Consider the following 26092-nt stretch of genomic DNA (forward strand, 5'->3'; position numbering starts at 1 on the left):
ACCATGAATCGCAATGACCCGGATCGACCAGCCACCTCCGCAGAGTTGGCAGATATCGATTTTCACTCACCGGGTCGTTTCGAAATCAATAACCCATCGGCATCGCCAACAGGCCTGGAGCAATGGAGCTCTGCTTCATTCGTTCTGGGTAGTAGCCCAGCTCAGGCCTTCAACAGCGCGGTTGAGGCTCGCCAGCATGCGTTAGCGCTGATTGAACAGGCCCGACGTAGTCTGAATATTTACACGCCAGACTTGGAGCCCTGGCTGTACAACCACAGCTGTATTCAACAGGCTTGCTCGCACTTTCTTCTGGCACACCCACGCAATCGCCTGCGTATTCTGGTCGGCGATTCCTCCCGCGCCGTCAAGCAAGGGCATCGTCTGGTTACGCTGGCGCGCCGATTGACCAGCAACCTGGCGATTCGCAAATTTCATCCGGACTATCCGATGCAAGCGTGCGCTTTCCTGATAGCCGACAACTGTGGCGTGCTGGTTCGCCCTGAGCCAGACCAATTTTCCGGCCATGCGCTATACCGGGATCCCGGTCGCGCCCGCCAGCGACAGCGATTATTCGACAACGCCTGGGACCACAGCCTGTCTGACCCCGACCTGCGGAGTTTCCTGCTATGAAGCGCTATCTCCTCGCCGTGTTCCTGGCATTCGTCAGCCTCTCGCTTCATGCCGCGACACAGGTAATCCCTCTCGAATTCCGTATGGCCGAAGACGTATTGCCAATCGCGCAATCGGTAGTCGGCAATCAAGGCAAGGTAAACGCTTACGGGAATCAGCTGATCGTGAACGCGCCTTCCGCTGTAATCGCTGAGCTGCAGGACGTGCTGTCCCAGATCGATACTGAGCCCCGTCGATTGCTCATCAGTGTCGATACGCAAAACTCGGCGATGAGTAGTGACAATGGCTATCGAGTCGATGGCTCCGCCCGTATCGGTGACGTGGAAATCCAGACCGGGCGCGGGGAAGCCAGAGGCAGTGATCAGGTCCGCATCATCCGTCGCAGCACCAACAGCCAAGGCGGAGGCGTTCAACAGATTCAGGTTACCGAGGGCTACCCTGCTTTGATACAGGTCGGCCAAAGCGTGCCTATTACCACCACTGGCGCCGACGGCTACGGCCAGATCTATCAGCAGACCCAATATCGGAATGTCACGCGCGGCTTCTACGCCACTGCCACGGTTCATGGTGATCAAGTGCAGGTCACCGTTAGCAGCCATAACGACCGGATAAGCGCCTATCGGCCGGATACGATCAATGTGCAGCAAACCGATACTCGTGTAAGCGGACGACTCGGTGAGTGGATATCGCTTGGCGGCATCGACGAATCCGCCAGCTCCAATGACAGCGCAACGCTGCGACGCTACTCCACTGAAGGTCGCCAGAATCTGTCGCTACGACTCAAAGTCGACATGCTGGAATAGAACGGCTTAGAGAGATTCGATGATTTGTAAAAAATGTAGTGCCCTGAAAATTTCACTACAAAACAATTGACGAACCATTTTGGCCGGAGCATCATGGCCCCGCTCCCGCTAATCAGGGGCCCTGTCACGGGCCTCCGGGTCATACTTAGCCAACCAGCTGAGGGATCCGTGACTGTACTGCCCACAAGGCGGACTGACGAGGTTGCGACTGGAACGAGTCGTCCTGAGGGACGGGGAAGCGATTAACGCATCAGCTCGAAGACGCCAGTTCTGCTGAGTCGCCCAACGGCCTAAGCCGCTGTGTGCCGGAATGCCACGATCATTCCACAGCTAGCCGAATCTTCCAGCGGTCGTAACTGCACACCCCTCCTCTCTTGGTTCAATCCTCGTCCCGGTCGGTATTTCGACGCTCTGCCGCGTGTCGCCCGCATCATCATGCGATTAGCACGTAGGTTTCGGTGGGAACAGTCGGTGCTTAACCAAACACGAATTTTTTGAAAGGATTGACCATGTCCGCTTATCAAAACGACATCAAGGCCGTTGCCGCTCTGAAAGAAGTAGCTGGAAGCAGCTGGAGCGCTATCAACCCTGAATCCGTTGCTCGTATGCGTGCTCAGAACCGTTTCAAGACCGGTCTGGAGATTGCTCAGTACACCGCAGACATCATGCGCAAGGACATGGCTGAGTATGATGCCGATTCGTCCGTTTACACCCAATCGCTGGGTTGCTGGCATGGCTTCATCGGTCAGCAGAAACTGATCTCCATCAAGAAGCACCTGAAGACCACCAACAAGCGCTACCTCTACCTCTCCGGCTGGATGGTTGCCGCGCTGCGCTCCGAGTTCGGCCCGCTGCCGGATCAGTCGATGCACGAGAAGACTGCCGTCTCCGACCTGATCGAGGAGCTGTACACCTTCCTGCGTCAGGCTGATAGCCGCGAACTGGATCTGCTGTTCACCGCCTTGGACGCCGCTCGCGAAGCTGGCGACAGCGGCAAAGCAGCGGAAATCCAGAACCAGATCGACAACTACGAAACTCACATCGTCCCGATCATTGCCGATATCGACGCCGGCTTCGGTAACCCGGAAGCCACCTACCTGCTGGCCAAGCGCATGATCGAAGCAGGCGCCTGCTGCATCCAGATCGAGAACCAGGTTTCGGATGAGAAGCAGTGTGGCCACCAGGACGGCAAAGTGACCGTTCCCCACGCCGACTTCCTCGCCAAAATCGCGGCCGTTCGCTACGCGTTCCTCGAGCTGGGTATCGACAACGGCGTAATCGTTGCGCGTACCGACTCCTTGGGTGCCGGCCTGACCAAGCAGATCGCCGTGACCAAAGAGCCCGGAGACCTGGGCGACCTGTACAACTCCTTCCTGGATTGCGAAGAAATCACCGAAGCCGAACTGGGCAACGGCGACGTCGTGATCAAGCGCGAAGGCAAGCTGTTACGTCCGAAGCGTCTACCGTCCAATCTGTTCCAGTTCCGCAAGGGCACGGGTGAGGCACGCTGCGTACTGGATTGCATCACTTCGCTGCAGAACGGCGCCGACCTACTGTGGATCGAAACCGAGAAGCCGCACGTTGGGCAAATCGCGGCCATGGTCAATGAAATCCGCAAGACCATTCCGGATGCCAAGCTGGTTTACAACAACAGCCCGTCGTTCAACTGGACTCTGAACTTCCGTCAGCAGGTGTTCGATGCCATGGTTGCCGAAGGCAAGGACGTTTCCGCCTACGACCGCGCCAAGCTGATGAGCGTGGAGTATGACGAAACCGAACTGGCCCAGGTAGCTGACGAGAAGATCCGCACCTTCCAGAAGGACGGTTCCGTCCACGCCGGTATCTTCCACCACCTGATCACGCTGCCGACTTACCACACCGCTGCGCTGTCGACCGACAATCTGGCCAAAGGGTACTTCGCAGAAGAAGGCATGCTGGCCTACGTCAAGGGCGTTCAGCGTCAGGAACTGCGCCAGGGCATCGCCTGCGTCAAGCACCAGAACATGGCTGGCTCCGACATTGGCGACAACCACAAGGAGTACTTCGCTGGCGAAGCGGCTCTGAAGGCAAGCGGTAAAGACAACACCATGAACCAGTTCCACTAAGAATGGTTCTGGCTCGGGCCTCGGCCCGAGCTGGTGGTGTGAAAAAAGCCCCGGTAGATACCGGGGCTTTTTGTTTGTGTTCAGGAAATCATCAAGCGAACCGCTTGTCGGCCGCTGTTGGATTGTCATTAATCTGTCGCGAGTTCAGCCTAGCGTCGCAGTTCCGTCGATTACCTATGGAGCTGCATCGTGACTGACAATAACGACAACCTCATGTTTGGCAACGGTGATGAATTGCCGAGCAATCGTTCAGCCAATCCCCATATCCAGGATGTCATCAACGCGGGGCGGCGCAAGGTGCTCACCAGCGGTGCGGCAGTCGGCGCACTTGCGTTTCTCGGCGGTCTACCTGCGATTACCAACGCAGCAGCTCCAGCTACTGACCGTGGTTTGCCCTTCCAACGTCGGACCCGACTCCCATTTGGTGCGGTAAGCATTACCAGAGCTGACACGGTGACAGTGCCGTCCGGGTTCTCCGCAACAGCGTTCATTCCTTGGGGCACGCCGATTTGCGGAAGCTATCCTGCGTATCTCGAAGACGCTAGCAACAGCGCGGAAGATCAGGCACAGCAGACCGGCATGCACCACGACGGCATGCATTTCTTCCCTATGGATGCCAAATTCAAGGGCCGCAAGAGCGATCACGGCTTGCTCGCGCTTAACCATGAATACATAGATGTACCGTTGCTACACCGCAACGGCGCCACTGTCGTCAACGGCAAACGCGTCGACGCCGATGAAGTCCGTAAGGAAATAAACGCTCATGGCGTTTCGATTGTAGAGATTCGCCGCAACGCCCGCGGCGAATGGGCGGTATTGCCATCAGCCCGCAACCGGCGCATCACTGGCGCGTCCCCCATGCGGATCGAAGGGCCCGCGCGAGGTCATGATCTGATGAAGACCCGCTACAGCCCAAGCGGCACATCTGCACGAGGAACGTTGAACAATTGCGCGAACGGCTACACACCGTGGGGAACCTATCTAACCTGCGAGGAAAACTGGGCGGGCTATTTCGCGAGTCGCGATTCTGAACTGCCCCGCCACCTGCGGCGCTATGGTCTTCCTTCGACTAGCCGTTACGGCTGGGAAACGATTCCGGGTGATGAATTCCAGCGCTTCGACGCAACGGCAACGGCAGAGGATTTCAGAGCCGACTATCGCAACGAGCCCAATACATTTGGCTGGATCGTCGAAATCGATCCGTTCGACCCCGACTCCACACCAGTAAAGCGCACCGCACTCGGCCGATTTGCACATGAAGGACTGGTGTTCGCGCCCGTCAAGCCTGGCTGGCCGGTGGTCTGCTATTCAGGAGACGACTCGCAAAATGAATACATCTATAAGTATGTAAGCCGCGATAGGTATCGCCCGCTGCGCAGCGACGGCCAGCTCCTTGATGAAGGAACGCTTTACGTGGCCCGATTCAACCCAGACGGCAGCGGTGACTGGCTGCCGCTTGACATTGAAAACGCTGATTTTCAACAGGCTTGTGCTGCCGCCAATGTTGAGTTTGCCAACCAAGGCGAGGTGTTGATCAATACCCGCCTCGCTGCCGATATTGTCGGTGCGACGAAAATGGATCGTCCTGAATGGGGAGCCGTACACCCTGACACTGGCGAGGTGTATTTCACGTTGACAAACAATAGCTCTCGGCGGGACACCGACGCGGCAAACCCACGCGCGCCGAATCCTTACGGACATATCATTCGCTGGCGCGAAGGGGGGAGGAACCACACCGGCGTTCGGTTTCAGTGGGACTTGTATCTTCTCGCCGGCCCACAAAACGACAGCCGTGATCCTCGCGGCAAACAGTTGACCGAGGAAAATATACTGGCGAGCCCTGACGGACTCTGGTTCGACAACGACGGGCGGCTTTGGATACAGACCGACATGAGCGGCAGCCAACTGAGCGACGGGCCGTTTGGCAACAACCAAATGCTGGTATCAGATCCCAGAACAGGCGAAACCAAGCGATTCCTTGTGGGTCCCCAAGGCGCCGAGGTGACGGGAATAACTGCAACGCCGGATTTCCGCACGTTGTTCGTCAACATCCAACATCCCGGCGAAGGTTCAACCTCCACCGAGTACACCAGCACATGGCCCGATGGCGCGGGACGCCGGCCACGTTCCGCCACGGTGATAATCAGCCGTGACGATGGCGGTCGAGTGATTTAGTTTGCGGCCGCGTCCGGCATAGTCGGACGCGGCTAACTAGCGATTCCCCTCGGGTGAAGTGAACAATCCCCACGTCGACATAAAAAGGGCAGCAATGAGCGGGCCGATCACGAAACCATTCAGGCCGAACAGAGCGAGCCCACCCAGCGTCGAAATCAACACCAGATAGTCTGGCATCTTGGTGTCCCTGCCTACAAGAATTGGCCGCAGGATGTTATCGACCAAGCCAATTACAAGGACTCCATAGAGCGTAAGAATCACGCTCTGCAGAACCATGCCCTTCATCAGAAAATAGAGTGCTGCCGGAGTCCATATCAGCCCTGCCCCAACTGCCGGAAGCAACGACAGGAATGCCATGAGAACGCCCCAGAGCGCGGCCGCTGGAATTCCCAGTACTGCAAAGATCGCCCCTCCGAGAAAGCCTTGGATAGCTGCAACCACAATGTTGCCTTTAACCGTAGCCCTGACCACACGGGTGAACTTGCTGAACAACCTACGCTTCTGATTATCGCTCAGAGGTAGTGCTCGTCGAATCCGAACGACCAGGTCTCGTCCGTCTCGAATGAGGAAGAACAACAGATACAGCATTAGAAAAAAACTGATCAGGAACTGGAATGTACCCTGACCAAAGCTGAAGGCCTTGGTCGCCAAAAACTGGCTGCCTTCTAACGCCCAGCTTGCGAGTCGCTCACGCATCTGGTCGACATCACCTAGCCCGAACCGCCGCAACTGCTGCTCCAATGACGCGGGTAGCAATTCCTTTGCAGTTCCAACAAAGCTACCGACATCCAACTCACCACTTTCGATCTGCCTATAGAGCGAAGCACCCTCCTGGACCAGCAACCCTGTAATCAGAATAACCGGGAGCACCGCAACGATCAGACATACCATCAAGGTGATAAAAGCAGTCAGATTCCGTCTGTTGCCCAGATATTGATGCAGGCGTCGCTGAAGCGGAGCAAAGATGATGGCAAGAATGACAGCCCAGAAGACGGCGCCATAGAAAGGGAAAAGTATCCAGCCGAAAGCGATAGTGACGACGAGCAACAGCGCGAGAAACACTTTTTGCTCAAGGGTTGAATTCACTGTCTGCATCCTTTCGCTGCGGCTGTGTCTATTAGTCAGCGATTGCCGCGAGGAGTGCCGATTCGGCGATGGAGCAGAAACAATCAAAACGCCGTTACGAGGACGGCGTTTGAAAAATATACAGGCTAGTGCTCACTCTGTCACAGGATCATGGCTGCAGCCCAGCCGAATGCAAGAAGTGGCAGATTGTAATGCAAGAATGTCGGCACCACGGTATCCCAGATATGGTTGTGCTGGCCGTCGGCATTAAGTCCTGCTGTTGGGCCAAGTGTCGAGTCCGAAGCCGGCGAACCTGCATCTCCCAACGCGCCCGCAGTACCTACAAGGCTAACGATAGCCAATGGACTGAATCCGAGCTCCACCCCTAACGGGACGAAGATAGCGGCAATGATTGGGACCGTAGAGAAGGAAGAGCCGATGCCGATGGTGACCAACAGCCCCACCACCAACATCATCAGCGCACCGATGGCCTTGCTGTTACCTATCCACTCTGCAGATGCATCGACCAATGTTTTCACCTCACCGGTCTCACGCATGACTTCTGCGAAGCCTGCGGCAGCAATCATGATGAAACCGATCATTGCCATCATTTTCATGCCTTCGGTGAAGAGGTCATCAGCCTCCCGCCAACGCACTACCCCCGAGGCAGAGAAAATAACGAAACCTATCAGAGCCCCGATAATCATCGAGTCCAGCCACAACTGGACAATGAACGCTGCCGCAACTGCCAACGCCGCAGTCAGTAAGGTGAGAGGGCTATAGCTGACGCTTTCCACTTTCGATTGATCTAACTTCGCCAGCACGTACGCCCGCGGCTTGCGATAGCTAAACATGGCAATCAATAGGCCTGCTGCCATACCGAGAGCTGGGATCAGCATGGCTTGGCTTACATTGACCCCCGTGATATCAACACCGCTCTTAGCGACATTGGCGAGCAGAATTTCAGTTAGAAAGATATTACCGAAGCCAACGGGAAGGAACATGTAAGGCGTTATCAAGCCAAACGCCAGCACGCATGCTATCAATCGCCTGTCGATCTGCAGCTTGCTTAGCACGTACAACAGGGGCGGAACCAACAGAGGAATGAATGCAATATGAATCGGTAGGATATTCTGTGACGACACTGCGACTACAAGCAGCAGCCCGATCATCATCCACTTGACTGAACCACCCGATTGCACCTCTCTCGTCCCTAAGATTGCTAGCGCTTTATCGGCCAGTGCATGGGCCAACCCGCTTTTCCCGATTGCTACCGCAAACGCGCCGAGTAGCGCATAGGACAGCGCAACCGTCGCTCCTCCGCCGAGCCCCTTATTGAAGGCGGCAAGGCTACCTTCGATTCCCAGCCCACCCAACATGCCGCCGGCAATAGCGCCAGTAATCAAGGCTACGACAACATGAACTCTGCACAGGCTAAGAATCAGCATAATGCCGACTGCGGCCACTACTGCATTCATTTCAACTCCCCGAAACGGCGAATGCCGATAAAAAGTCGGGTAATTTGCCGCAACCCTGCTGTGGTGTCAAAGAACTAAAGGAGCATTAGCAAAAGTCACTCTGATATTCCTAGCTGCCGATTAAGTTTGGAGCCTCGAAGGCCTTTCACGACATCCGGTTTTATAGGCAAGCTCACTCGATCCGTTTCACTGACACCCTGGATACAAAACGGTAAAATGCCGCCACAGAAATTTTTACCTTCGGATGGGCCAGTGGAAATATTCAAAGAGTTTACGTTCGAATCCGCACATCGTTTGCCGCATGTACCTGAGGGTCACAAATGCGGTCGGCTGCATGGCCACTCATTCCGGGTCGCCATTTACCTAGAGGGTGAGGTCGACGCGCATGCTGGTTGGATTCGTGATTTTGGCGAGATACGGCAGATCTTCAAGCCGATTTACGAACAGCTTGATCATAACTATCTGAACGATTTACCAGGCCTGGAGAACCCCACCAGCGAAAACCTGGCGAAATGGATATGGGACAAGCTGAAGCCGCTGATACCGGAATTGTCTCGGATTCGCATCCATGAAACTTGCACTAGCGGCTGTGAGTACCGAGGCAGCTAGCGGGAACTGAACAGCCTGCATTGCTGGGCCACATTGGTATGGGGAGGCTTAACGAAGCCTCTTCAAAGATACGATGGATACCTCTTCTCCTGCGTTTCCCGCATGAGCCCTCTACAGCAGCCGCACATACAAGCTCATCTCTCCTATAGTCGCCGGTAAATGTCAGCGAGTCGTCCACAGGCCCAGCAGGAAGAGCGTTGACGTCATCTACGTGTGCGTCGTACGGGCATCTAGGCCTCCTGATATGAGATTACCTACCGAGCGTAGAGCACGGCAGAAAGCTATCCGATTGGACAGCCGGTGCGCCAAGTAATAAGCACAAAATTTGATTAGTCGGATATCGAACTCAGCCGCCGGATTTTTTGGCCGTGAATCCGAGCTTGATCAGCTCATCTAGCAGCAGTTGAACATGATCGCCCTGAATCTCGATGATCCCGTCCTTGAGCGCGCCGCCAGTACCGCAACGGCGCTTGAGCGCGCTGGCGAGCTCTTTGAGCTCCGCTTCCGCAAGGGGCACGCCAGCAACAGTCGTCACGGTCTTGCCGCCGCGCCCTTTGATCTCCCGACGCACGCGGGCGATACCATCACCTTCAGGAATCGCCTGCTGCTTGCAGATACAGGCATTCAACGGCTGATTGCAATCGGGGCAATGACGTCCTGCGTCTGTGGAAAACACCAGCCCGCCAAGACTGGAGAATGATGTGGTTTTCTTGGCCACGCGAACCTCTTGAACAAAAACCGCAGCCCCAACACACCGAGACCGCCAGAGTTCGTCAATTTAGCAGTAATTGTATTTCTCTCGAAGGATTGCTCGCGTCATTATCGGTGAACAGATTGAACAACAGTGGAACGATTTCTCAAGCATTCCGAACGATCAGTACCTGCTAAGCGAACCTTTTCAAACTCGATCTTGGGGTTGGACCTAGGGCGTCGGCATGGCTGGTGACGTTTTCGCAGGCCTTGCACAGAGCCGTCTCTACAGCTTAATAATTTCTCTGGCGCAAAGACAAACCCCCGACCTTCTTACGAGGGCCGGGGGTTTGGTGTAGAAGCTTGACGATGACCTACTCTCACATGGGGAGACCCCACACTACCATCGGCGATGCGTCGTTTCACTGCTGAGTTCGGGATGGGATCAGGTGGTTCCAACGCTCTATGGTCGTCAAGCAATTCGGTTGCTGCCTCGGGATTTAGCCGCTGCAGCGAATCGGGCATGTGATGGTGTTGCTGTGTTTTGGTTCGCTTTGCGAGCGATGCGTCTTTTCGGTTTGTTTGTCGACTTCAACCGTCTGACACGCAAACATCAAATTGTTTGGGTGTTATATGGTCAAGCCTCACGGGCAATTAGTATGGGTTAGCTCAACGCCTCACAACGCTTACACACCCCACCTATCAACGTCGTAGTCTTCGACGGCCCTTCAGGGAGCTCAAGGCTCCAGTGAGATCTCATCTTGAGGCAAGTTTCCCGCTTAGATGCTTTCAGCGGTTATCTCTTCCGAACATAGCTACCCGGCAATGCCACTGGCGTGACAACCGGAACACCAGAGGTTCGTCCACTCCGGTCCTCTCGTACTAGGAGCAGCCCTCTCAAATCTCAAACGTCCACGGCAGATAGGGACCGAACTGTCTCACGACGTTCTAAACCCAGCTCGCGTACCACTTTAAATGGCGAACAGCCATACCCTTGGGACCGGCTTCAGCCCCAGGATGTGATGAGCCGACATCGAGGTGCCAAACACCGCCGTCGATATGAACTCTTGGGCGGTATCAGCCTGTTATCCCCGGAGTACCTTTTATCCGTTGAGCGATGGCCCTTCCATACAGAACCACCGGATCACTAAGACCTATTTTCGTACCTGCTCGACGTGTCTGTCTCGCAGTCAAGCGCGCTTTTGCCTTTATACTCTACGACCGATTTCCGACCGGTCTGAGCGCACCTTCGTACTCCTCCGTTACTCTTTAGGAGGAGACCGCCCCAGTCAAACTACCCACCATACACTGTCCTCGATCCGGATAACGGACCAGAGTTAGAACCTCAAAGTTGCCAGGGTGGTATTTCAAGGATGGCTCCACGCGAACTGGCGTCCACGCTTCAAAGCCTCCCACCTATCCTACACAAGCAAATTCAAAGTCCAGTGCAAAGCTATAGTAAAGGTTCACGGGGTCTTTCCGTCTAGCCGCGGATACACTGCATCTTCACAGCGATTTCAATTTCACTGAGTCTCGGGTGGAGACAGCGCCGCCATCGTTACGCCATTCGTGCAGGTCGGAACTTACCCGACAAGGAATTTCGCTACCTTAGGACCGTTATAGTTACGGCCGCCGTTTACCGGGGCTTCGATCAGAGCTTCGCTTGCGCTAACCCCATCAATTAACCTTCCGGCACCGGGCAGGCGTCACACCCTATACGTCCACTTTCGTGTTTGCAGAGTGCTGTGTTTTTAATAAACAGTCGCAGCGGCCTGGTATCTTCGACCGGCATGAGCTTACGGGGTAAACCCTTCACCCTCACCGGCGCACCTTCTCCCGAAGTTACGGTGCCATTTTGCCTAGTTCCTTCACCCGAGTTCTCTCAAGCGCCTTGGTATTCTCTACCCAACCACCTGTGTCGGTTTGGGGTACGGTTCCTGATTACCTGAAGCTTAGAGGCTTTTCCTGGAAGCATGGCATCAACCACTTCTCCTTCTAAAAGAAGGATCGTCATCAGTTCTCGGCATTAAGATCCCGGATTTACCTAAGATCTCTGCCTACCACCTTAAACTTGGACAACCAACGCCAAGCTGGCCTAGCCTTCTCCGTCCCCCCATCGCAGTAACCAGAAGTACGGGAATATTAACCCGTTTCCCATCGACTACGCTCTTCAGCCTCGCCTTAGGGACCGACTCACCCTGCGTCGATTAACGTTGCGCAGGAACCCTTGGTCTTTCGGCGTGCGAGTTTTTTCACTCGCATTGTCGTTACTCATGTCAGCATTCGCACTTGTGATACCTCCAGCAAGCTTCTCAACTCACCTTCACAGGCTTACACAACGCTCCTCTACCGCTCATCTTACGATGAACCCGTAGCTTCGGTACCTGGTTTGAGCCCCGTTACATCTTCCGCGCAGGCCGACTCGACTAGTGAGCTATTACGCTTTCTTTAAAGGATGGCTGCTTCTAAGCCAACCTCCTAGCTGTCTAAGCCTTCCCACATCGTTTCCCACTTAACCAGGATTTTGGGACCTTAGCTGACGGTCTGGGTTGTTTCCCTTTTCACGACGGACGTTAGCACCCGCCGTGTGTCTCCCGTGCTGACACTTGCTGGTATTCGGAGTTTGCATCGGTTTGGTAAGTCGGGATGACCCCCTAGCCGAAACAGTGCTCTACCCCAGCAGTGATACACGAGGCGCTACCTAAATAGCTTTCGAGGAGAACCAGCTATCTCCGAGCTTGATTAGCCTTTCACTCCGATCCACAGGTCATCCGCTAACTTTTCAACGGTAGTCGGTTCGGTCCTCCAGTTAGTGTTACCCAACCTTCAACCTGCCCATGGATAGATCGCCCGGTTTCGGGTCTATTCCCAGCGACTAGACGCCCTATTAAGACTCGCTTTCGCTACGCCTCCCCTATTCGGTTAAGCTCGCCACTGAAAATAAGTCGCTGACCCATTATACAAAAGGTACGCAGTCACCTAACAAAGTAGGCTCCCACTGCTTGTACGCATACGGTTTCAGGTTCTATTTCACTCCCCTCTCCGGGGTTCTTTTCGCCTTTCCCTCACGGTACTGGTTCACTATCGGTCAGTCAGTAGTATTTAGCCTTGGAGGATGGTCCCCCCATATTCAGACAAAGTTTCTCGTGCTCCGTCCTACTCGATTTCATTGATAAGAGATTTTCGCGTACAGGGCTATCACCCACTATGGCCGCACTTTCCAGAGCGTTCCGCTAATCTCAAATCAACTTAAGGGCTAGTCCCCGTTCGCTCGCCACTACTAAGGGAATCTCGGTTGATTTCTTTTCCTCAGGGTACTTAGATGTTTCAGTTCCCCTGGTTCGCCTCACACACCTATGTATTCAGTGTGTGATAACCATCTTATGATGGCTGGGTTCCCCCATTCAGACATCTCCGGATCACAGTCTGTTTGCCGACTCCCCGAAGCTTTTCGCAGGCTACCACGTCTTTCATCGCCTCTGACTGCCAAGGCATCCACCGTATGCGCTTCTTCACTTGACCATATAACCCCAAGCAATCTGGTTACTGTCTATAACGTGAAGACGACATTCGCCGAAAATCCGCATTCTTGCTCATAAAGAGCAATTCGCAAATTTTACCTTAGCCTGAATAATCACCAGTGAAAGTGATCACTCAGTCTATTTCTATCACATACCCAAATTTTTAAAGAACAGTTCTGGCGCAAAGACCAGAAATCAATACTCTCGAACGTCCGTTCGGAGCACTCATTTCTGAGCTTTCAGCGATTATCGAGTAATGGTGGAGCCAAGCGGGATCGAACCGCTGACCTCCTGCGTGCAAAGCAGGCGCTCTCCCAGCTGAGCTATGGCCCCATCTACAGATCGGCCACATCCCATGACAATTGGTGGGTCTGGGCAGATTCGAACTGCCGACCTCACCCTTATCAGGGGTGCGCTCTAACCAACTGAGCTACAGACCCAATCGTCTCTCTCGGGTCGAAACCCAATCGCTTTTCGCTAGTGAATCAAGCAATTCGTGTGGGAACTTATGAAGAAGCTGAAGTCTTCGATTAAGGAGGTGATCCAGCCGCAGGTTCCCCTACGGCTACCTTGTTACGACTTCACCCCAGTCATGAATCACTCCGTGGTAACCGTCCTCCCGAAGGTTAGACTAGCTACTTCTGGAGCAACCCACTCCCATGGTGTGACGGGCGGTGTGTACAAGGCCCGGGAACGTATTCACCGTGACATTCTGATTCACGATTACTAGCGATTCCGACTTCACGCAGTCGAGTTGCAGACTGCGATCCGGACTACGATCGGTTTTATGGGATTAGCTCCACCTCGCGGCTTGGCAACCCTTTGTACCGACCATTGTAGCACGTGTGTAGCCCAGGCCGTAAGGGCCATGATGACTTGACGTCATCCCCACCTTCCTCCGGTTTGTCACCGGCAGTCTCCTTAGAGTGCCCACCATTACGTGCTGGTAACTAAGGACAAGGGTTGCGCTCGTTACGGGACTTAACCCAACATCTCACGACACGAGCTGACGACAGCCATGCAGCACCTGTGTCAGAGTTCCCGAAGGCACCAATCCATCTCTGGAAAGTTCTCTGCATGTCAAGGCCTGGTAAGGTTCTTCGCGTTGCTTCGAATTAAACCACATGCTCCACCGCTTGTGCGGGCCCCCGTCAATTCATTTGAGTTTTAACCTTGCGGCCGTACTCCCCAGGCGGTCGACTTAATGCGTTAGCTGCGCCACTAAGATCTCAAGGATCCCAACGGCTAGTCGACATCGTTTACGGCGTGGACTACCAGGGTATCTAATCCTGTTTGCTCCCCACGCTTTCGCACCTCAGTGTCAGTATTAGCCCAGGTGGTCGCCTTCGCCACTGGTGTTCCTTCCTATATCTACGCATTTCACCGCTACACAGGAAATTCCACCACCCTCTGCCATACTCTAGCTTGCCAGTTTTGAAAGCAGTTCCCAGGTTGAGCCCGGGGCTTTCACTTCCAACTTAACAAACCACCTACGCGCGCTTTACGCCCAGTAATTCCGATTAACGCTTGCACCCTTCGTATTACCGCGGCTGCTGGCACGAAGTTAGCCGGTGCTTATTCTGTCGGTAACGTCAAAACAGCAAGGTATTAACTTACTGCCCTTCCTCCCAACTTAAAGTGCTTTACAATCCGAAGACCTTCTTCACACACGCGGCATGGCTGGATCAGGCTTTCGCCCATTGTCCAATATTCCCCACTGCTGCCTCCCCGTAGGAGTCTGGACCGTGTCTCAGTTCCAGTGTGACTGATCATCCTCTCAGACCAGTTACGGATCGCAGCCTTGGTGAGCCATTACCTCACCAACTAGCTAATCCGACCTAGGCTCATCTGATAGCGCAAGGCCCGAAGGTCCCCTGCTTTCTCCCGTAGGACGTATGCGGTATTAGCGTTCCTTTCGAAACGTTGTCCCCCACTACCAGGCAGATTCCTAGGCATTACTCACCCGTCCGCCGCTGAATCAGGGGAGCAAGCTCCCCTCATCCGCTCGACTTGCATGTGTTAGGCCTGCCGCCAGCGTTCAATCTGAGCCATGATCAAACTCTTCAGTTCAATACTGCTTGGGTTTTGAGAAAACCCTAAACTTGGCTCAGCAATCGCAATCTCTTCTCAAGGTCACCCCAAAGAAGAGCACTCAATGATTTCTCGTTGAGTATTTGTGATGCTGATAATCTTGCTGACTACCAGTCTTACCTCACAAGCACCCACACGAATTGCTTGATTCAGTTGTTAAAGAGCGTTTCGATCAAGCCTTTCGTCTCAACCGAGGCCGCGCATTTTACAGCAGCCTTGTTTCTCGTCAAGCTGTTTTTGAAGAAGTTTTTCTTTCTTCTCAACCGCTTGCGCTTTCGATCAGCTAGAGCCCCTCGTCAGCGGGAGGCGAATTCTACAGCGTTCAAACCCGCTGTCAACCGCCTCGTTAAACCGCTTTCGATCAACCTGACCGAAGCCACTAACAGGACCCAACCACCACCTGCCAGCCCGGCGCATTCTACTCGAACTTGCCGTCCGTGCAAGCCCTAAATTTAGCTAACTTCTTGATTTAAAAGAGGTTTCGCCAAGGGCCTGCGCCGGAGAAGGTGCGCATTATAGGCACCCAGAAATGCATGTCAACAGGTATTCCAGGTTATTAGCTTTAAGGGCCCTCGCTGCGAAGTGCTTGTATATATTGTCGGCGTCGTGGTTTCTCTTCATTCTTCAAACCAAGTTCGACAGGCTTTACACTGGCGCTCCTCTCAACTCATCAGATGGACGATATGCCTTATACGCCCGCCGACCAGCTCGACTTGATGCTGTTTCCTACTTGGCTCGTTCCAGTCGAGCCAGCGGGCGTTGTCCTGACAGACCACGCGCTAGGTATCCGCGACGGACGCATCGTCCTAATAGCTCCTCGCGAGGACGCCGCCAAATACGCCGTCAAGGAGACACGCGACCTTTCAGGAATGTTGCTAGCGCCCGGGCTGGTAAATGCGCACGGCCACGCTGCCATGACATTGTTTCGAGGGCTGGCAGACGACCTGCCGCTGATGACTTGGCTACGCGAGCATATCTGGCCCGCGGAAAGCAGATGGGTCAACGAAGAGTTTGTGACGGCAGGTAGCGAGTTGGCAATCGCGGAGCAGTTACAGAGCGGCATTACCTGCTTTTCCGACATGTATTTCTTTCCCGAAGTGGTCAGCCAACTTGTGCATAAGCACGGAATTCGGGCGCAGATAACGATCCCAGTGATGAACTTCCCTATCCCGGGAGCACGCGACGCCGATGAGGCGCTTCGCAAAGGGGTATCACTGTTCGATGACCTCAAGCACCACCCGCGCCTGAGCATCGCTTTCGGGCCGCATGCACCTTATTCAGTATCGGACGACAAGCTGGAAAACATACGTACATTAGTGGCTGAGATGGATATCGGCATTCATATGCACGTCCACGAAACCGCACATGAAGTAGAAGAGGCACTGAAGCAGCATGGCGAGCGTCCCCTTGCCCGCCTGGCTCGCCTTCAGCTCCTAGGGCCACGCTTCCAGGCCGTTCACATGACTCAGATAAATGATGAAGATATTGCCCTGCTGGTTGAACACAACTGCAGTGTGATTCATTGCCCTGAATCGAACCTGAAACTGGCAAGCGGCTTTTGCCCGGTCGAACGCCTATGGGAAGCCGGGGTTAATGTCGGGATAGGTACCGATGGCGCAGCCAGTAACAATGACCTCGATTTGTTGGGCGAAACTCGCACTGCCGCCCTGCTTGCAAAGGCGGTCGCGAATTCGGCTACCGCCCTCGATGTCCACCGTGCACTGCGCATGGCCACGCTCAATGGTGCTCGTGCGCTTGGGCTGGATGATCACACCGGATCGCTGGAGATTGGAAAGTTTGCAGATATGGTCGCATTCGATTTGTCCCGCCTTGCGCAGCAGCCCGTCTACGACCCGGTGTCTCAGCTAATCTATTCCAGCAGTCGCGACTGCGTACGCCATGTATGGGTGGGCGGCAAACAGCTACTCGATGATCGTCGGCTGGTTCGTATGGACGAAGAGCGTCTAATCACCACCGCCAAGGAATGGGGAGAAAAAATCCGTTCCAAGCATTGAGCCGGGTACGCTTCCACCGCTCGCCGCGACAAACTGACGTATACGAAGCGCGCCATCAGAGCTTCTTTGCTGACCGAAGCTGGCAACATCAGCAACTCGGACAAGCCTCTCATCCAAGCTTTCAAACGGAACAGATCATGAGCAACGTCGACCACGCCGAAATCGCTAAATTCGAAGCACTCGCCCACCGCTGGTGGGACCGCGAAAGCGAGTTCAAGCCGCTGCATGAAATCAATCCGCTTCGGGTCAACTGGATCGACGAGCACATCTCGCTGGCTGGCAAGCGTGTTCTGGACGTCGGCTGCGGCGGAGGGATTCTCAGCGAGGCCATGGCTCTGCGCGGCGCCACGGTGACGGGAATCGACATGGGCGAGGCTCCACTTTCCGTTGCCAGACTGCATCTACTCGAATCAGGCCTGGAAGTTGTTTACCGGCAGATCACCGCCGAGGCGTTGGCCGAGGAAATGCCGGAGCAATTCGATGTCGTGACATGCCTGGAAATGCTTGAACACGTACCCGACCCCGCCTCGGTCATCCGGGCCTGCTACAAAATGGTAAAACCTGGCGGACAGGTGTTCTTTTCGACCATCAACCGCAACCCGAAGGCTTACGCATTTGCCATCATCGGCGCCGAATACATGCTGCAATTATTGCCGCGTGGCACCCACGACTATCGCAAGTTCATTCGCCCGTCGGAACTGGGGGCTTGGAGCCGTGATGTCGGACTTACAGTCAAAGACATCATAGGCCTGACCTACAACCCGCTGACGAAACACTACAAGCTGTCACCGGATGTAGATGTGAACTATATGATCCAGACACTCCGGGAGGCATGATGCGTCTGCGCGCGGTGTTATTCGACATGGACGGTACGCTGCTCGATACCGCTCCGGACTTCATCGCTGTCGCACAAGCGATGCGCCTGGCACGAGGCCTCGCTCGAGTTCCGGACCAAGACGTGCGCAATGTCGTTTCAGGTGGAGCCCGGGCGATGGTGCTCAGCGCCTTCGACGTCGATCCACTATCGGATGAATTCGAGTCGTTGCGACTCGAGTTTCTGGATCGCTATCAGCACCATTGCGCGGTCGAAAGTCAGCTCTACGACGGCATGTCGGAACTGCTGATCGATATCGAGCAAGCGAACCTGATCTGGGGAGTCGTCACCAATAAGCCGTTGCGTTTCGCTGAGCCAATCATGCATCAGCTAGGTCTCGCATCGCGCTCTGCCGTGCTTGTCTGCCCGGATCATGTCAGCAAGAGCAAGCCCGACCCGGAGCCGATGCTTCTGGCATGCAGTCAACTAGATCTCGATCCGTCCACCGTACTGTTCGTTGGCGATGACCTGCGCGATATCGAATCAGGACGCGCGGCAGGTAGTCGTACGGCCGCAGTGCGTTATGGCTACATCCATCCCGATGACGATCCCGACACCTGGGGGGCGGACGTGGTTGTCGACCATCCTCTGGAACTATGTGCCTTACTGGATCGCACGGCTTGGAGTAATTAACAGCTCAAGCCTGATTACCTTCTTCCGATCACTATCGATGGGCGACTGCCCACGTCCTGTATATGAGGCTTCAGATGTTCGAGTACTCAGCCCGCCCCGACCTGCTCAAGGATCGGATCATCATGGTCACCGGTGCCGGACGCGGAATAGGCGAAGCTGCAGCCAAAGCCTACGCAGCGCACGGCGCAACCGTTCTGCTGCTGGGTAAAAGCGAGGCAAACCTCAACCGGGTATACGACGAAATCGAAGCCGCCGGCTGGCCGCAACCGGCAGTAATCCCTTTCAATCTGGAAACCGCATTGCCGCATCAGTACGACGAACTCGCGGCGACCGTCGAACGAGAGTTCGGACGATTGGATGGCCTGCTGCATAACGCGAGCATCGTTGGTCCGCGTACGCCGGTCGAGCAGCTGTCCGGCGATAACTTCATGCGAGTCATGCAAGTTAACGTCAACGCCGCCTTCATGCTCACCAGCACGCTGTTGCCGTTGTTGAAACTGGCAAATGACGCCTCGGTGATCTTCACGTCGAGCAGCGTCGGGCGCAAAGGCAGGGCTTACTGGGGAGGCTACGCCGTATCGAAGTTTGCAACCGAAGGACTGATGCAGGTCTTGGCGGATGAACTCGACGGCACTGGCTCGATCCGCAGCAACAGCATCAATCCGGGCGCGACACGCACCGACATGCGTGCAAAGGCCTATCCCGGCGAGAATCCGGCCGTCAATCCCTTACCGGCCGACATCATGCCGGTCTATCTCTACCTCATGGGGCCAGATAGCACTGGCATCAACGGGCAAGCACTCGATGCTCAGTGATTCGAACTAGCCTATAGCGCCTGTTTCCCGTCGCAACAGCACCGGCAGGCATGCCAAATTGGCATCATCCTGCCGTTTCGCTGGCAAATGATTACCGCAGCGCAGGCGTTAAACTTGCAACCTGCTGATAAATAACGATTTTACATTCTGGCACTGAATTCGCATGGAACCTCTAATAGCGCAGATTGCGTCCGAGGTCCTTTCATGTTGGCAGACAAGCAGAACAACACCACCGTCGATATCGGGACTGCCCGCGCAAGGCGTCTGGACATTAGTGTCAACGAAACCTTTTCTCCGCCACGACTCAACCTTTTTAGTCTGGACAATCTAGCGGCACGCTTGCAGACCAGTCTAGAAATCGATCGGCTATGGAAGTTCTTCCTGGATGAAATCCATCATGTGATCCCGTCGTGTGCCCTTAGCTACCGCCACGCCGACACCGACTTTCACCTTCAGCTTGGTGAGACGACGGAGTTCGATATGAGCTATTCACTTTCCAATCAAGGTGATTGCCTCGGCGAGCTGCGCGTGTTCAACCATGCGCCCTTTTGCGAGTGGACGCTGAGCGAGCTGGAACGCGCAATTGACTGCATGCTGTTCCCGGTGCGCAATGCGCTGCTGTATCGGCGTGCCATTCAAGCGTCACTCAAAGACCCGCTGACGGGTACGGGAAATCGTGCAGCACTGGAGCAAAGCCTGACACGGGAAGCCGAACTGTCCCGGCGCCATGGCCAAGCCCTGTCGGTCATCATGCTGGACATGGATTATTTCAAGAATCTTAACGACCGCTACGGACATCAAGCTGGGGACGCCGCGCTTAGAGCGACAGCGCTGCTGCTCAAGGAACAACTGCGCAACGTCGATATGGTTTTCCGGTTTGGCGGCGAGGAGTTCGTGCTCGTGCTATCCAGCACCGGCCCCGAGGCAGCGGCCATCGTAGCCGAACGCATTCGAGCCGCCATTCAGAACCTCTTCTTTCTCATCGGAGAAAAGCAGGTTCGGCTGTCGGCCAGCCTCGGTTGCGCGACCTATCGCCCATACGAATCTCACGAAGAATTGCTGCTGCGAGCCGACCAAGCGCTTTACCAGGCCAAACGCGACGGCCGCAACCGGATCAGAGCCGCTGCTGCTGTATAGCAAAAATCACGGGCAACCAAACGAAAAAAGGGTGAGGTCACTACGATCTCACCCTTCATCGCTTCAAGCTCTATTCGTCACGGACGCTTGGGACGGTCACCGCGTCCAAAACCAGGACGCTGTCCCTCGGTATTGGACGGGCCATTGCGCTTGGCTGGCGATGGCTTGCCACGATTGCGACCAACAGTGCTCGGGCGCTCCGCCACTGGGGTGCCGCGGCCAGGTTTGCTGCGCTCATCTGCATCACGTGGCTTGCGTGCAGGCTGGTCATCGCGCGAGCGACGTCCTTTTTCGCCGCCACTCGGCACATCAGCGTCATGGGCCGAACGCAAAACTCTTGGACGTCGCTCGCCGCGCCCGAGAGGCTTGGCCACCTTGCGCTGCATGCGGTCGAGCTTGTCCTTGGTTTTGGCCTTCATTCCCGGCAACGCCACCGGCTTGAGACCGACCTCTTCGCTGAGGATGTCGACTTCGCTCTGAGTCATCTCCCGCCAGCGCCCCATGGGCAGGTCTGAAGTCATGAACACCGGCCCGAACCGCACACGCTTCAGTCTGCTGACGACGAGCCCCTGCGATTCCCACAGACGGCGCACCTCGCGGTTACGACCCTCCATCACCACGCAGTGGTACCAGTGGTTGAAGCCTTCGCCACCGGGTGCCTGCTGGATATCGGTGAAACGCGCCGGGCCGTCTTCGAGCATGACGCCCGTTTTCAGGCGCTCGATCATCTCGTCATCGACCTCACCGCGCACCCGCACCGCGTATTCCCGATCCATCTCATAGGACGGATGCATCAGACGGTTGGCCAGCTCGCCATCCGTAGTGAATAGCAGCAAGCCGGTCGTGTTGATATCGAGGCGTCCGATATTGATCCAGCGCCCCTCTTTCGGACGGGGCAAGCGATCAAATACGGTCGGACGCCCTTCTGGATCGTCGCGGGTGCAAATCTCGCCGTCCGGCTTGTTGTAAATCAGGACGCGGCGGACCACCTCGGTGGCTTCTTCGCGCTTGAGCAGACGGCCATCTACGGCGATCGCATCATGCAGATCGACACGCTGTCCGAGGGTTGCGATCGTGCCGTTAACCTTGACTCGGCCAGCGGCAATCCAGCTTTCCACGTCGCGGCGCGAGGCCAGGCCAAGGCGGGCCAGAACCTTCTGCAGCTTTTCGCCGTGGGCAATATGAGGGGTCGTATCTTCGTGTTCGGTCATCTAGGCACCTCCCGGTGTGGCAGTTCCGATTGAAAGGCCGCGCACTATACGCGCACCGATTCGCCAAAGCACTAGGAAGCTTAGCAGCCAGAACCAGGCGCGCACGGAGCGTGGCGCGCCGTGCGGTCAGGCGGCTTAGCGTTTGTCCAGCGCAGCTAGCGCATCAGCCGTGGCTTGCTGAATGCTGGCCCAATCGCCGTTCTTCAGCGCTGCGCCGTCGATCATCCAGGTGCCGCCTACACACATTACATTGGGGAGCGCCAGATACTGGGCGGCATTGGCAGCGTTGACGCCTCCGGTCGGGCAGAAGCGCACATCAGCGAAGGGACCGCCAAGCGCCTTGATGGCAGCGACGCCTCCGCATATTTCAGCGGGAAATAGTTTGAAGCGGCGATAACCAAGTGCATAACCACGCATGATGTCCGATGCGTTGCTGATCCCGGCCAGCAGCGGTACGGAACAGTTGACGCCTGCTTCAAGCAGCTCGTCCGTGCAGCCCGGCGAGACGATGAACTGCGCACCCGCTGCTTCGACGTCGTCCATCATGCGTTTGTCGAGTACCGTTCCAGCCCCCACACAGAGGTCGGGTCGCTCCTCTCGCAACCGGCGGATGGCGGTGAGCCCATGTTTCGAGCGCAAGGTGATCTCGAGTGCTGTCAGTCCGCCTGCAGCGAGCGCGTCGGCCAGCGGCAGGATCTGCTCTTCGCTGCCGATGGTGATTACCGGAAGGATGCGCGCTTCGGTACAGATCTTTTCGATCAGTGCGTTTTTTTGGTCCATGGTCATGGAAAGTCCTCGGGCCTCAGGGGCACCAATAGATCTCTAGAGGGGAATGCAGGAATGCACGGATGGGCATTTGCATGGTTTCGAGGCGCATTGCCTGACGCAGCGTCTCCAGCTTGGACGAGCCCTGGATCGCCAGACACTGAACCCGAGCAGATGCCAGCAACGGGTAGGTCATGCTGAGGCGCTGCATCGGCGGAGTGGGCGCGAGCATCGGCAGGCAACGATCACTGCCGCTGGGCTCAAGCCCTTGCTCCAACAATGGGCTGTTAGGAAACAACGAAGCGGTATGCCCATCATTACCCATGCCTAGCACCAGCACATCGATAGGCTGGCTGAGGTCAGCCAATCGATGATTCGCCAACTGCGCGGCCTGCTCCAGCGTTTCGGCCGGCTGATAAAGGCCGAGCAGCTGCGCATCAGCCGCGGCGTTCTGCAACAGATGGCGCCGCACCAGACCTTCGTTACTATCGGGGTCGTCGACATCGACCCAGCGTTCGTCAGCGAGGCTGACCTGCACCTTCGCCCAGTCCAGCCGACGCGTCGACAATGCTTCGAAGAACGCGATCGGGCTGCGTCCACCCGATATCACCAGGCTAGCGCTGCCGTGAGTATCGACAGCGTAACTCAGCGCCCCGGCAACGCGGTCAGCCAATACCTGTGCCAACTGGTCGGGATCGGGCAGGCTATGGGCAACCACCCCCGACGGCAGTTCCAGTTCAGAGATCGCCATACCAGGACCTCCCATCACGTGTAATCAGGGCAACGGACGCGACCGGGCCCCAGGACCCAGCAGGATAAGCCTTCGGCGCGTCACCAAGGCGCGACCAGCCGTCGATGAGTTGATCGCACCATTTCCAGGCGTACTCGATCTCATCCTTGCGAACGAACAGGTTCTGATTGCCTTGCATCACTTCGAGCAGCAGGCGCTCGTATGCATCCGGAATCCGCGAACTCTTGTAAGTCTCGGAGAAGTTCAGCTGCAACGGCCCGCTACGAAGATGCATGCCCTTATCGAGCCCTTGCTCTTTGGTCATAACCTGCAGCGAGATGCCTTCATCCGGCTGCAAGCGGATGATCAAGCGGTTGCTGATCAGCGAACGTTGCTCAGGCGCGAAGATGTAGAACGGCGGTTCCTTGAAATGGATGACGATCTGCGAAACCTTTTCGCCCATGCGCTTGCCGGTCCGCAGATAGAACGGCACACCGGACCAGCGCCAGTTGCAGATATCGGCACGCAGCGCGACGAAGGTTTCGGTGCTGCTTTCGGCGTTGGAGTTTTCCTCTTCCAGATAGCCCGGCACAGCCTTGCCGCCGACCGAGCCAGCCACATACTGACCGCGCACCACTTGTTTACCCAGACGCTCCGGCGTGATCGGCGCCAACGCCTTGAGCACCTTCACTTTCTCATCGCGAATGCTGTCGGCGGTGAGGTCGCTTGGCGGGTCCATCGCAATCAGGCACAGCAGCTGCAACAGATGGTTTTGAATCATGTCACGCAGCTGTCCGGCCTGATCGAAATAGCCCCAACGCCCTTCGATACCGACGGTTTCCGCGACGGTGATCTCGACGTGCGAGATGTGATGCTGGTTCCACTGCGTCTCGAACAAGCTGTTGGCGAAGCGCAGCGCAATCAGGTTCTGGACCGTCTCCTTGCCTAGATAGTGGTCGATCCGGTAGATACGCGTTTCGGGAAAATATTGCGCAACCGCGTCGTTAACCACCCGAGATGATTCGAGATCATGGCCGATCGGCTTTTCCAGCACCACGCGGGTCTGCTCAGCCAGTCCGACCGCCGCGAGGTGCTCGCATATCGCGCCATAAACCGCCGCCGGCGTAGCAAAATAGGCGATCAGCGGCATGTCGCGCGACACCGTTTCGGCCAGCGCTGCGTAGTCCTGGGCGCTGCGGAAGTCCATCGTGATGTACTCCAGCCGCGCTTGAAACCGCGAGAGCGCCGTTTCGTCCAGCTGTGCGGCAGGAATGTATCGGCGTAACGCCTGATCAATCCGCTCCAGATGAGCCGAAGGCTCTCCTTTATCGCGAGAAAGCGCCAATATGCGCGTATCGCTGTTGAGGAGTCCCGCTCGATCCAGCTGGTAAAGTGCCGGAAACAGCTTGCGCAGCGCCAGGTCGCCTAAGGCGCCGAACAAAGCAAAGGTAGTTGCGTCAACGGTAATAGCAGGCATGTTTTTTGTATTAACCAAATTAGGCTGCGTTACAGGTTTTGTAAGTGCAGTTTAAGCAGATAATGTTGTCATTAAAACAACATAACCCGATTTTTTCGCGCCTCGTATCAGCTTTTTGAAGAGCTGAAGGCGCGACCCCTTGAAAGAAGAGACATGGATCGCATGAAAAATCTCTTGGAACAGATAAAAAATCAGCTCGACGAGCTGAACAAAGCGGAGCGGAAAGTCGCGGAGGTGATACTGAGCGACCCGCAGCAGGCCACTCGTTACAGCATTGCGGCGCTGGCCCAGACGGCCAAGGTCAGTGAGCCTACGGTAAACCGCTTCTGCCGTTCGTTCGGCGCAGCAGGTTATCCCGCACTCAAGATCCAACTGGCTCAGAGCCTGGCGAGCGGCGCTGCCTATGTCAGTCGCGCAGTGGAGGCCGACGACGGCCCAGAAGCCTATACACGAAAAATCTTCGGCAGCACTATCGCTTCGCTCGACAGCGCCTGTCAGGCTATCGACCCTCAGGCTATCAGCCACGCCGTAGACTTGATGATTCAGGCACGCCAGATTCATTTCTTCGGACTCGGCGCCTCTGCATCCGTCGCGCTGGATGCACAGCACAAATTCTTTCGCTTCAACCTTCCGGTGACCGCCCACAGCGACGTGCTCATGCAGCGCATGCTGGCGTCGGTAGCGCATACCGGGGATCTTTTCGTGATCATTTCCTATACCGGGCGTACCCGCGAACTGGTGGAGGCCGCAACGATCGCACGCGACAATGGTGCTTCGGTGCTGGGAATGACTGCTGCGGATTCCCAACTGGCCAGGGTCTGCACGCTGAGCCTGGACATACCTCTACCTGAAGACACCGACATCTATATGCCGATGACCTCACGGATCATTCAACTGACCGTGCTCGACGCGCTGGCCGCTGGCGTGACCTTGCGCCGGGGTGTCGATTTCCAGCCACACCTGCGAAAGATCAAGGAAAGTCTGATGGCGACCCGTTATCCAACCGAAGAGAGCTGATCACTTCTTTTTCTTCCTTGCCTTCCCCAGCGCTTTCAGCCGCTCGGCGGCCAACTCGTTGACCGCCTTGCGTTCCTTGTTTTTCATGCCCTTCCAGGCCTTCATCTCGTCCCGGCTGCGTCCGCAGCCAATGCAGATGTCGTCCTTGAGCTTACAAACGCTGATGCAAGGGTTCTTCGCCTTGTCGCTCAAAGCCACCTCCGGTTCAGTTGAGGACTCTACCGCTCGGGTCAGTAGAAGCCCTCTTCACC

At 55.9% G+C, this 26092-nt stretch carries 19 protein-coding genes, 2 tRNA genes and 3 rRNA genes; 11 read left to right on the forward strand and 13 right to left on the reverse strand.

The features are described 5' to 3' along the window. The first annotated feature begins 3 nt into the window (after window positions 1-3). The 4 genes from GYM54_RS04960 to GYM54_RS04975 all read left to right on the forward strand — a co-directional run bounded on the left by GYM54_RS04960 (window position 4) and on the right by GYM54_RS04975 (window position 5713). On the forward strand, window positions 4-630 hold the full coding sequence (locus GYM54_RS04960) for a histone acetyltransferase HPA2 (RefSeq protein WP_181104419.1): 627 nt from the start codon (window positions 4-6) through the stop codon (window positions 628-630). Further along, window positions 627-1433 (forward strand): secretin N-terminal domain-containing protein, encoded by an 807-nt coding sequence (locus GYM54_RS04965; RefSeq protein ID WP_131651959.1) that lies wholly within the window; start codon window positions 627-629, stop codon window positions 1431-1433. The genes GYM54_RS04960 and GYM54_RS04965 overlap by 4 nt, the downstream gene beginning before the upstream one ends. A 509-nt stretch (window positions 1434-1942) precedes the next feature. Further along, entirely contained in the window at window positions 1943-3538 is a 1596-nt protein-coding gene (locus GYM54_RS04970; RefSeq protein ID WP_181104421.1) for an isocitrate lyase, read from the forward strand. Window positions 3539-3751: 213 nt separating this feature from the next. Further along, complete coding sequence (locus GYM54_RS04975) at window positions 3752-5713, forward strand: PhoX family phosphatase (protein ID WP_374105189.1); 1962 nt, start codon at window positions 3752-3754, stop codon at window positions 5711-5713. Window positions 5714-5749: 36 nt separating this feature from the next. Here GYM54_RS04975 and GYM54_RS04980 read toward each other — a convergent pair whose 3' ends face one another. Beyond that, window positions 5750-6808, reverse strand: a complete 1059-nt coding sequence (locus GYM54_RS04980; RefSeq protein WP_181104423.1) for an AI-2E family transporter — start codon at window positions 6806-6808, stop codon at window positions 5750-5752. 131 nt (window positions 6809-6939) lie between these two features. Further along, on the reverse strand, window positions 6940-8256 hold the full coding sequence (locus GYM54_RS04985; protein ID WP_131651955.1) for a Na+/H+ antiporter family protein: 1317 nt from the start codon (window positions 8254-8256) through the stop codon (window positions 6940-6942). Between the two features lie 252 nt (window positions 8257-8508). On the opposite strand from GYM54_RS04985, the gene queD reads away from it, so the two are divergent. Further along, window positions 8509-8865 carry a 6-carboxytetrahydropterin synthase QueD gene (gene queD / locus GYM54_RS04990; RefSeq protein ID WP_181104425.1) on the forward strand — a complete coding sequence of 119 codons (357 nt, stop codon included), beginning with the start codon at window positions 8509-8511 and terminating at the stop codon, window positions 8863-8865. 346 nt (window positions 8866-9211) lie between these two features. Here queD and GYM54_RS04995 read toward each other — a convergent pair whose 3' ends face one another. The 6 genes from GYM54_RS04995 to GYM54_RS05020 form a co-directional block, all read right to left on the reverse strand. Further along, window positions 9212-9583, reverse strand: a complete 372-nt coding sequence (locus GYM54_RS04995; protein WP_181104427.1) for a translation initiation factor Sui1 — start codon at window positions 9581-9583, stop codon at window positions 9212-9214. Window positions 9584-9916: 333 nt separating this feature from the next. Continuing rightward, window positions 9917-10032, reverse strand: a 5S ribosomal RNA gene (gene rrf / locus GYM54_RS05000). Window positions 10033-10188: 156 nt separating this feature from the next. Continuing rightward, window positions 10189-13077, reverse strand: a 23S ribosomal RNA gene (locus GYM54_RS05005). Window positions 13078-13333: 256 nt separating this feature from the next. Continuing rightward, window positions 13334-13409 (reverse strand) — tRNA-Ala (locus GYM54_RS05010). Between the two features lie 30 nt (window positions 13410-13439). Then, window positions 13440-13516: transfer RNA gene (locus tag GYM54_RS05015), tRNA-Ile, on the reverse strand. A 91-nt stretch (window positions 13517-13607) separates the two neighbouring features. Continuing rightward, window positions 13608-15146, reverse strand: a 16S ribosomal RNA gene (locus GYM54_RS05020). The 16S, 23S and 5S rRNA genes sit together here with 2 tRNA genes alongside, the layout of an rRNA operon. A 704-nt stretch (window positions 15147-15850) precedes the next feature. On the opposite strand from GYM54_RS05020, the gene GYM54_RS05025 reads away from it, so the two are divergent. The 5 genes from GYM54_RS05025 to GYM54_RS05045 all read left to right on the forward strand — a co-directional run bounded on the left by GYM54_RS05025 (window position 15851) and on the right by GYM54_RS05045 (window position 20641). Beyond that, window positions 15851-17182, forward strand: a complete 1332-nt coding sequence (locus tag GYM54_RS05025; protein ID WP_181101442.1) for a TRZ/ATZ family hydrolase — start codon at window positions 15851-15853, stop codon at window positions 17180-17182. Between the two features lie 137 nt (window positions 17183-17319). Next, the gene (gene ubiG, locus GYM54_RS05030) at window positions 17320-18018 is read left to right on the forward strand and encodes a bifunctional 2-polyprenyl-6-hydroxyphenol methylase/3-demethylubiquinol 3-O-methyltransferase UbiG (protein ID WP_181101440.1); all 699 of its coding nucleotides are present in this window, start codon (window positions 17320-17322) and stop codon (window positions 18016-18018) included. After that, the gene (gene mupP / locus GYM54_RS05035; protein ID WP_181101439.1) at window positions 18018-18689 is read left to right on the forward strand and encodes an N-acetylmuramic acid 6-phosphate phosphatase MupP; all 672 of its coding nucleotides are present in this window, start codon (window positions 18018-18020) and stop codon (window positions 18687-18689) included. The genes ubiG and mupP overlap by 1 nt, the downstream gene beginning before the upstream one ends. A gap of 74 nt (window positions 18690-18763) precedes the next feature. Further along, window positions 18764-19504, forward strand: coding sequence for a YciK family oxidoreductase (locus GYM54_RS05040; RefSeq protein WP_181101438.1), 741 nt, complete (start codon window positions 18764-18766; stop codon window positions 19502-19504). A gap of 204 nt (window positions 19505-19708) precedes the next feature. After that, window positions 19709-20641 carry a GGDEF domain-containing protein gene (locus GYM54_RS05045; RefSeq protein WP_181101437.1) on the forward strand — a complete coding sequence of 311 codons (933 nt, stop codon included), beginning with the start codon at window positions 19709-19711 and terminating at the stop codon, window positions 20639-20641. Between the two features lie 77 nt (window positions 20642-20718). Here the strand turns inward: GYM54_RS05045 and rluB are convergent, their stop codons facing one another. The 4 genes from rluB to zwf form a co-directional block, all read right to left on the reverse strand. Beyond that, the gene (gene rluB / locus GYM54_RS05050; RefSeq protein WP_181101436.1) at window positions 20719-21852 is read right to left on the reverse strand and encodes a 23S rRNA pseudouridine(2605) synthase RluB; all 1134 of its coding nucleotides are present in this window, start codon (window positions 21850-21852) and stop codon (window positions 20719-20721) included. A gap of 135 nt (window positions 21853-21987) precedes the next feature. Then, window positions 21988-22638, reverse strand: coding sequence for a bifunctional 4-hydroxy-2-oxoglutarate aldolase/2-dehydro-3-deoxy-phosphogluconate aldolase (locus tag GYM54_RS05055; protein WP_181101435.1), 651 nt, complete (start codon window positions 22636-22638; stop codon window positions 21988-21990). Between the two features lie 16 nt (window positions 22639-22654). After that, window positions 22655-23368 (reverse strand): 6-phosphogluconolactonase, encoded by a 714-nt coding sequence (gene pgl / locus GYM54_RS05060; RefSeq protein WP_181101434.1) that lies wholly within the window; start codon window positions 23366-23368, stop codon window positions 22655-22657. Next, window positions 23355-24824 (reverse strand): glucose-6-phosphate dehydrogenase, encoded by a 1470-nt coding sequence (gene zwf / locus GYM54_RS05065; RefSeq protein ID WP_131650499.1) that lies wholly within the window; start codon window positions 24822-24824, stop codon window positions 23355-23357. The genes pgl and zwf overlap by 14 nt, the downstream gene beginning before the upstream one ends. Before the next feature lie 162 nt (window positions 24825-24986). Between zwf and GYM54_RS05070 the strand changes: the two genes are divergently transcribed. Then, window positions 24987-25841 (forward strand): MurR/RpiR family transcriptional regulator, encoded by an 855-nt coding sequence (locus tag GYM54_RS05070; protein WP_177493050.1) that lies wholly within the window; start codon window positions 24987-24989, stop codon window positions 25839-25841. Here the strand turns inward: GYM54_RS05070 and GYM54_RS05075 are convergent, their stop codons facing one another. Then, window positions 25842-26033, reverse strand: a complete 192-nt coding sequence (locus GYM54_RS05075; protein WP_197445753.1) for a DUF1289 domain-containing protein — start codon at window positions 26031-26033, stop codon at window positions 25842-25844. Window positions 26034-26092: the final 59 nt, after the last annotated feature.

This window comes from Pseudomonas sp. MTM4, assembly GCF_019355055.1.
Classification (GTDB): domain Bacteria; phylum Pseudomonadota; class Gammaproteobacteria; order Pseudomonadales; family Pseudomonadaceae; genus Stutzerimonas.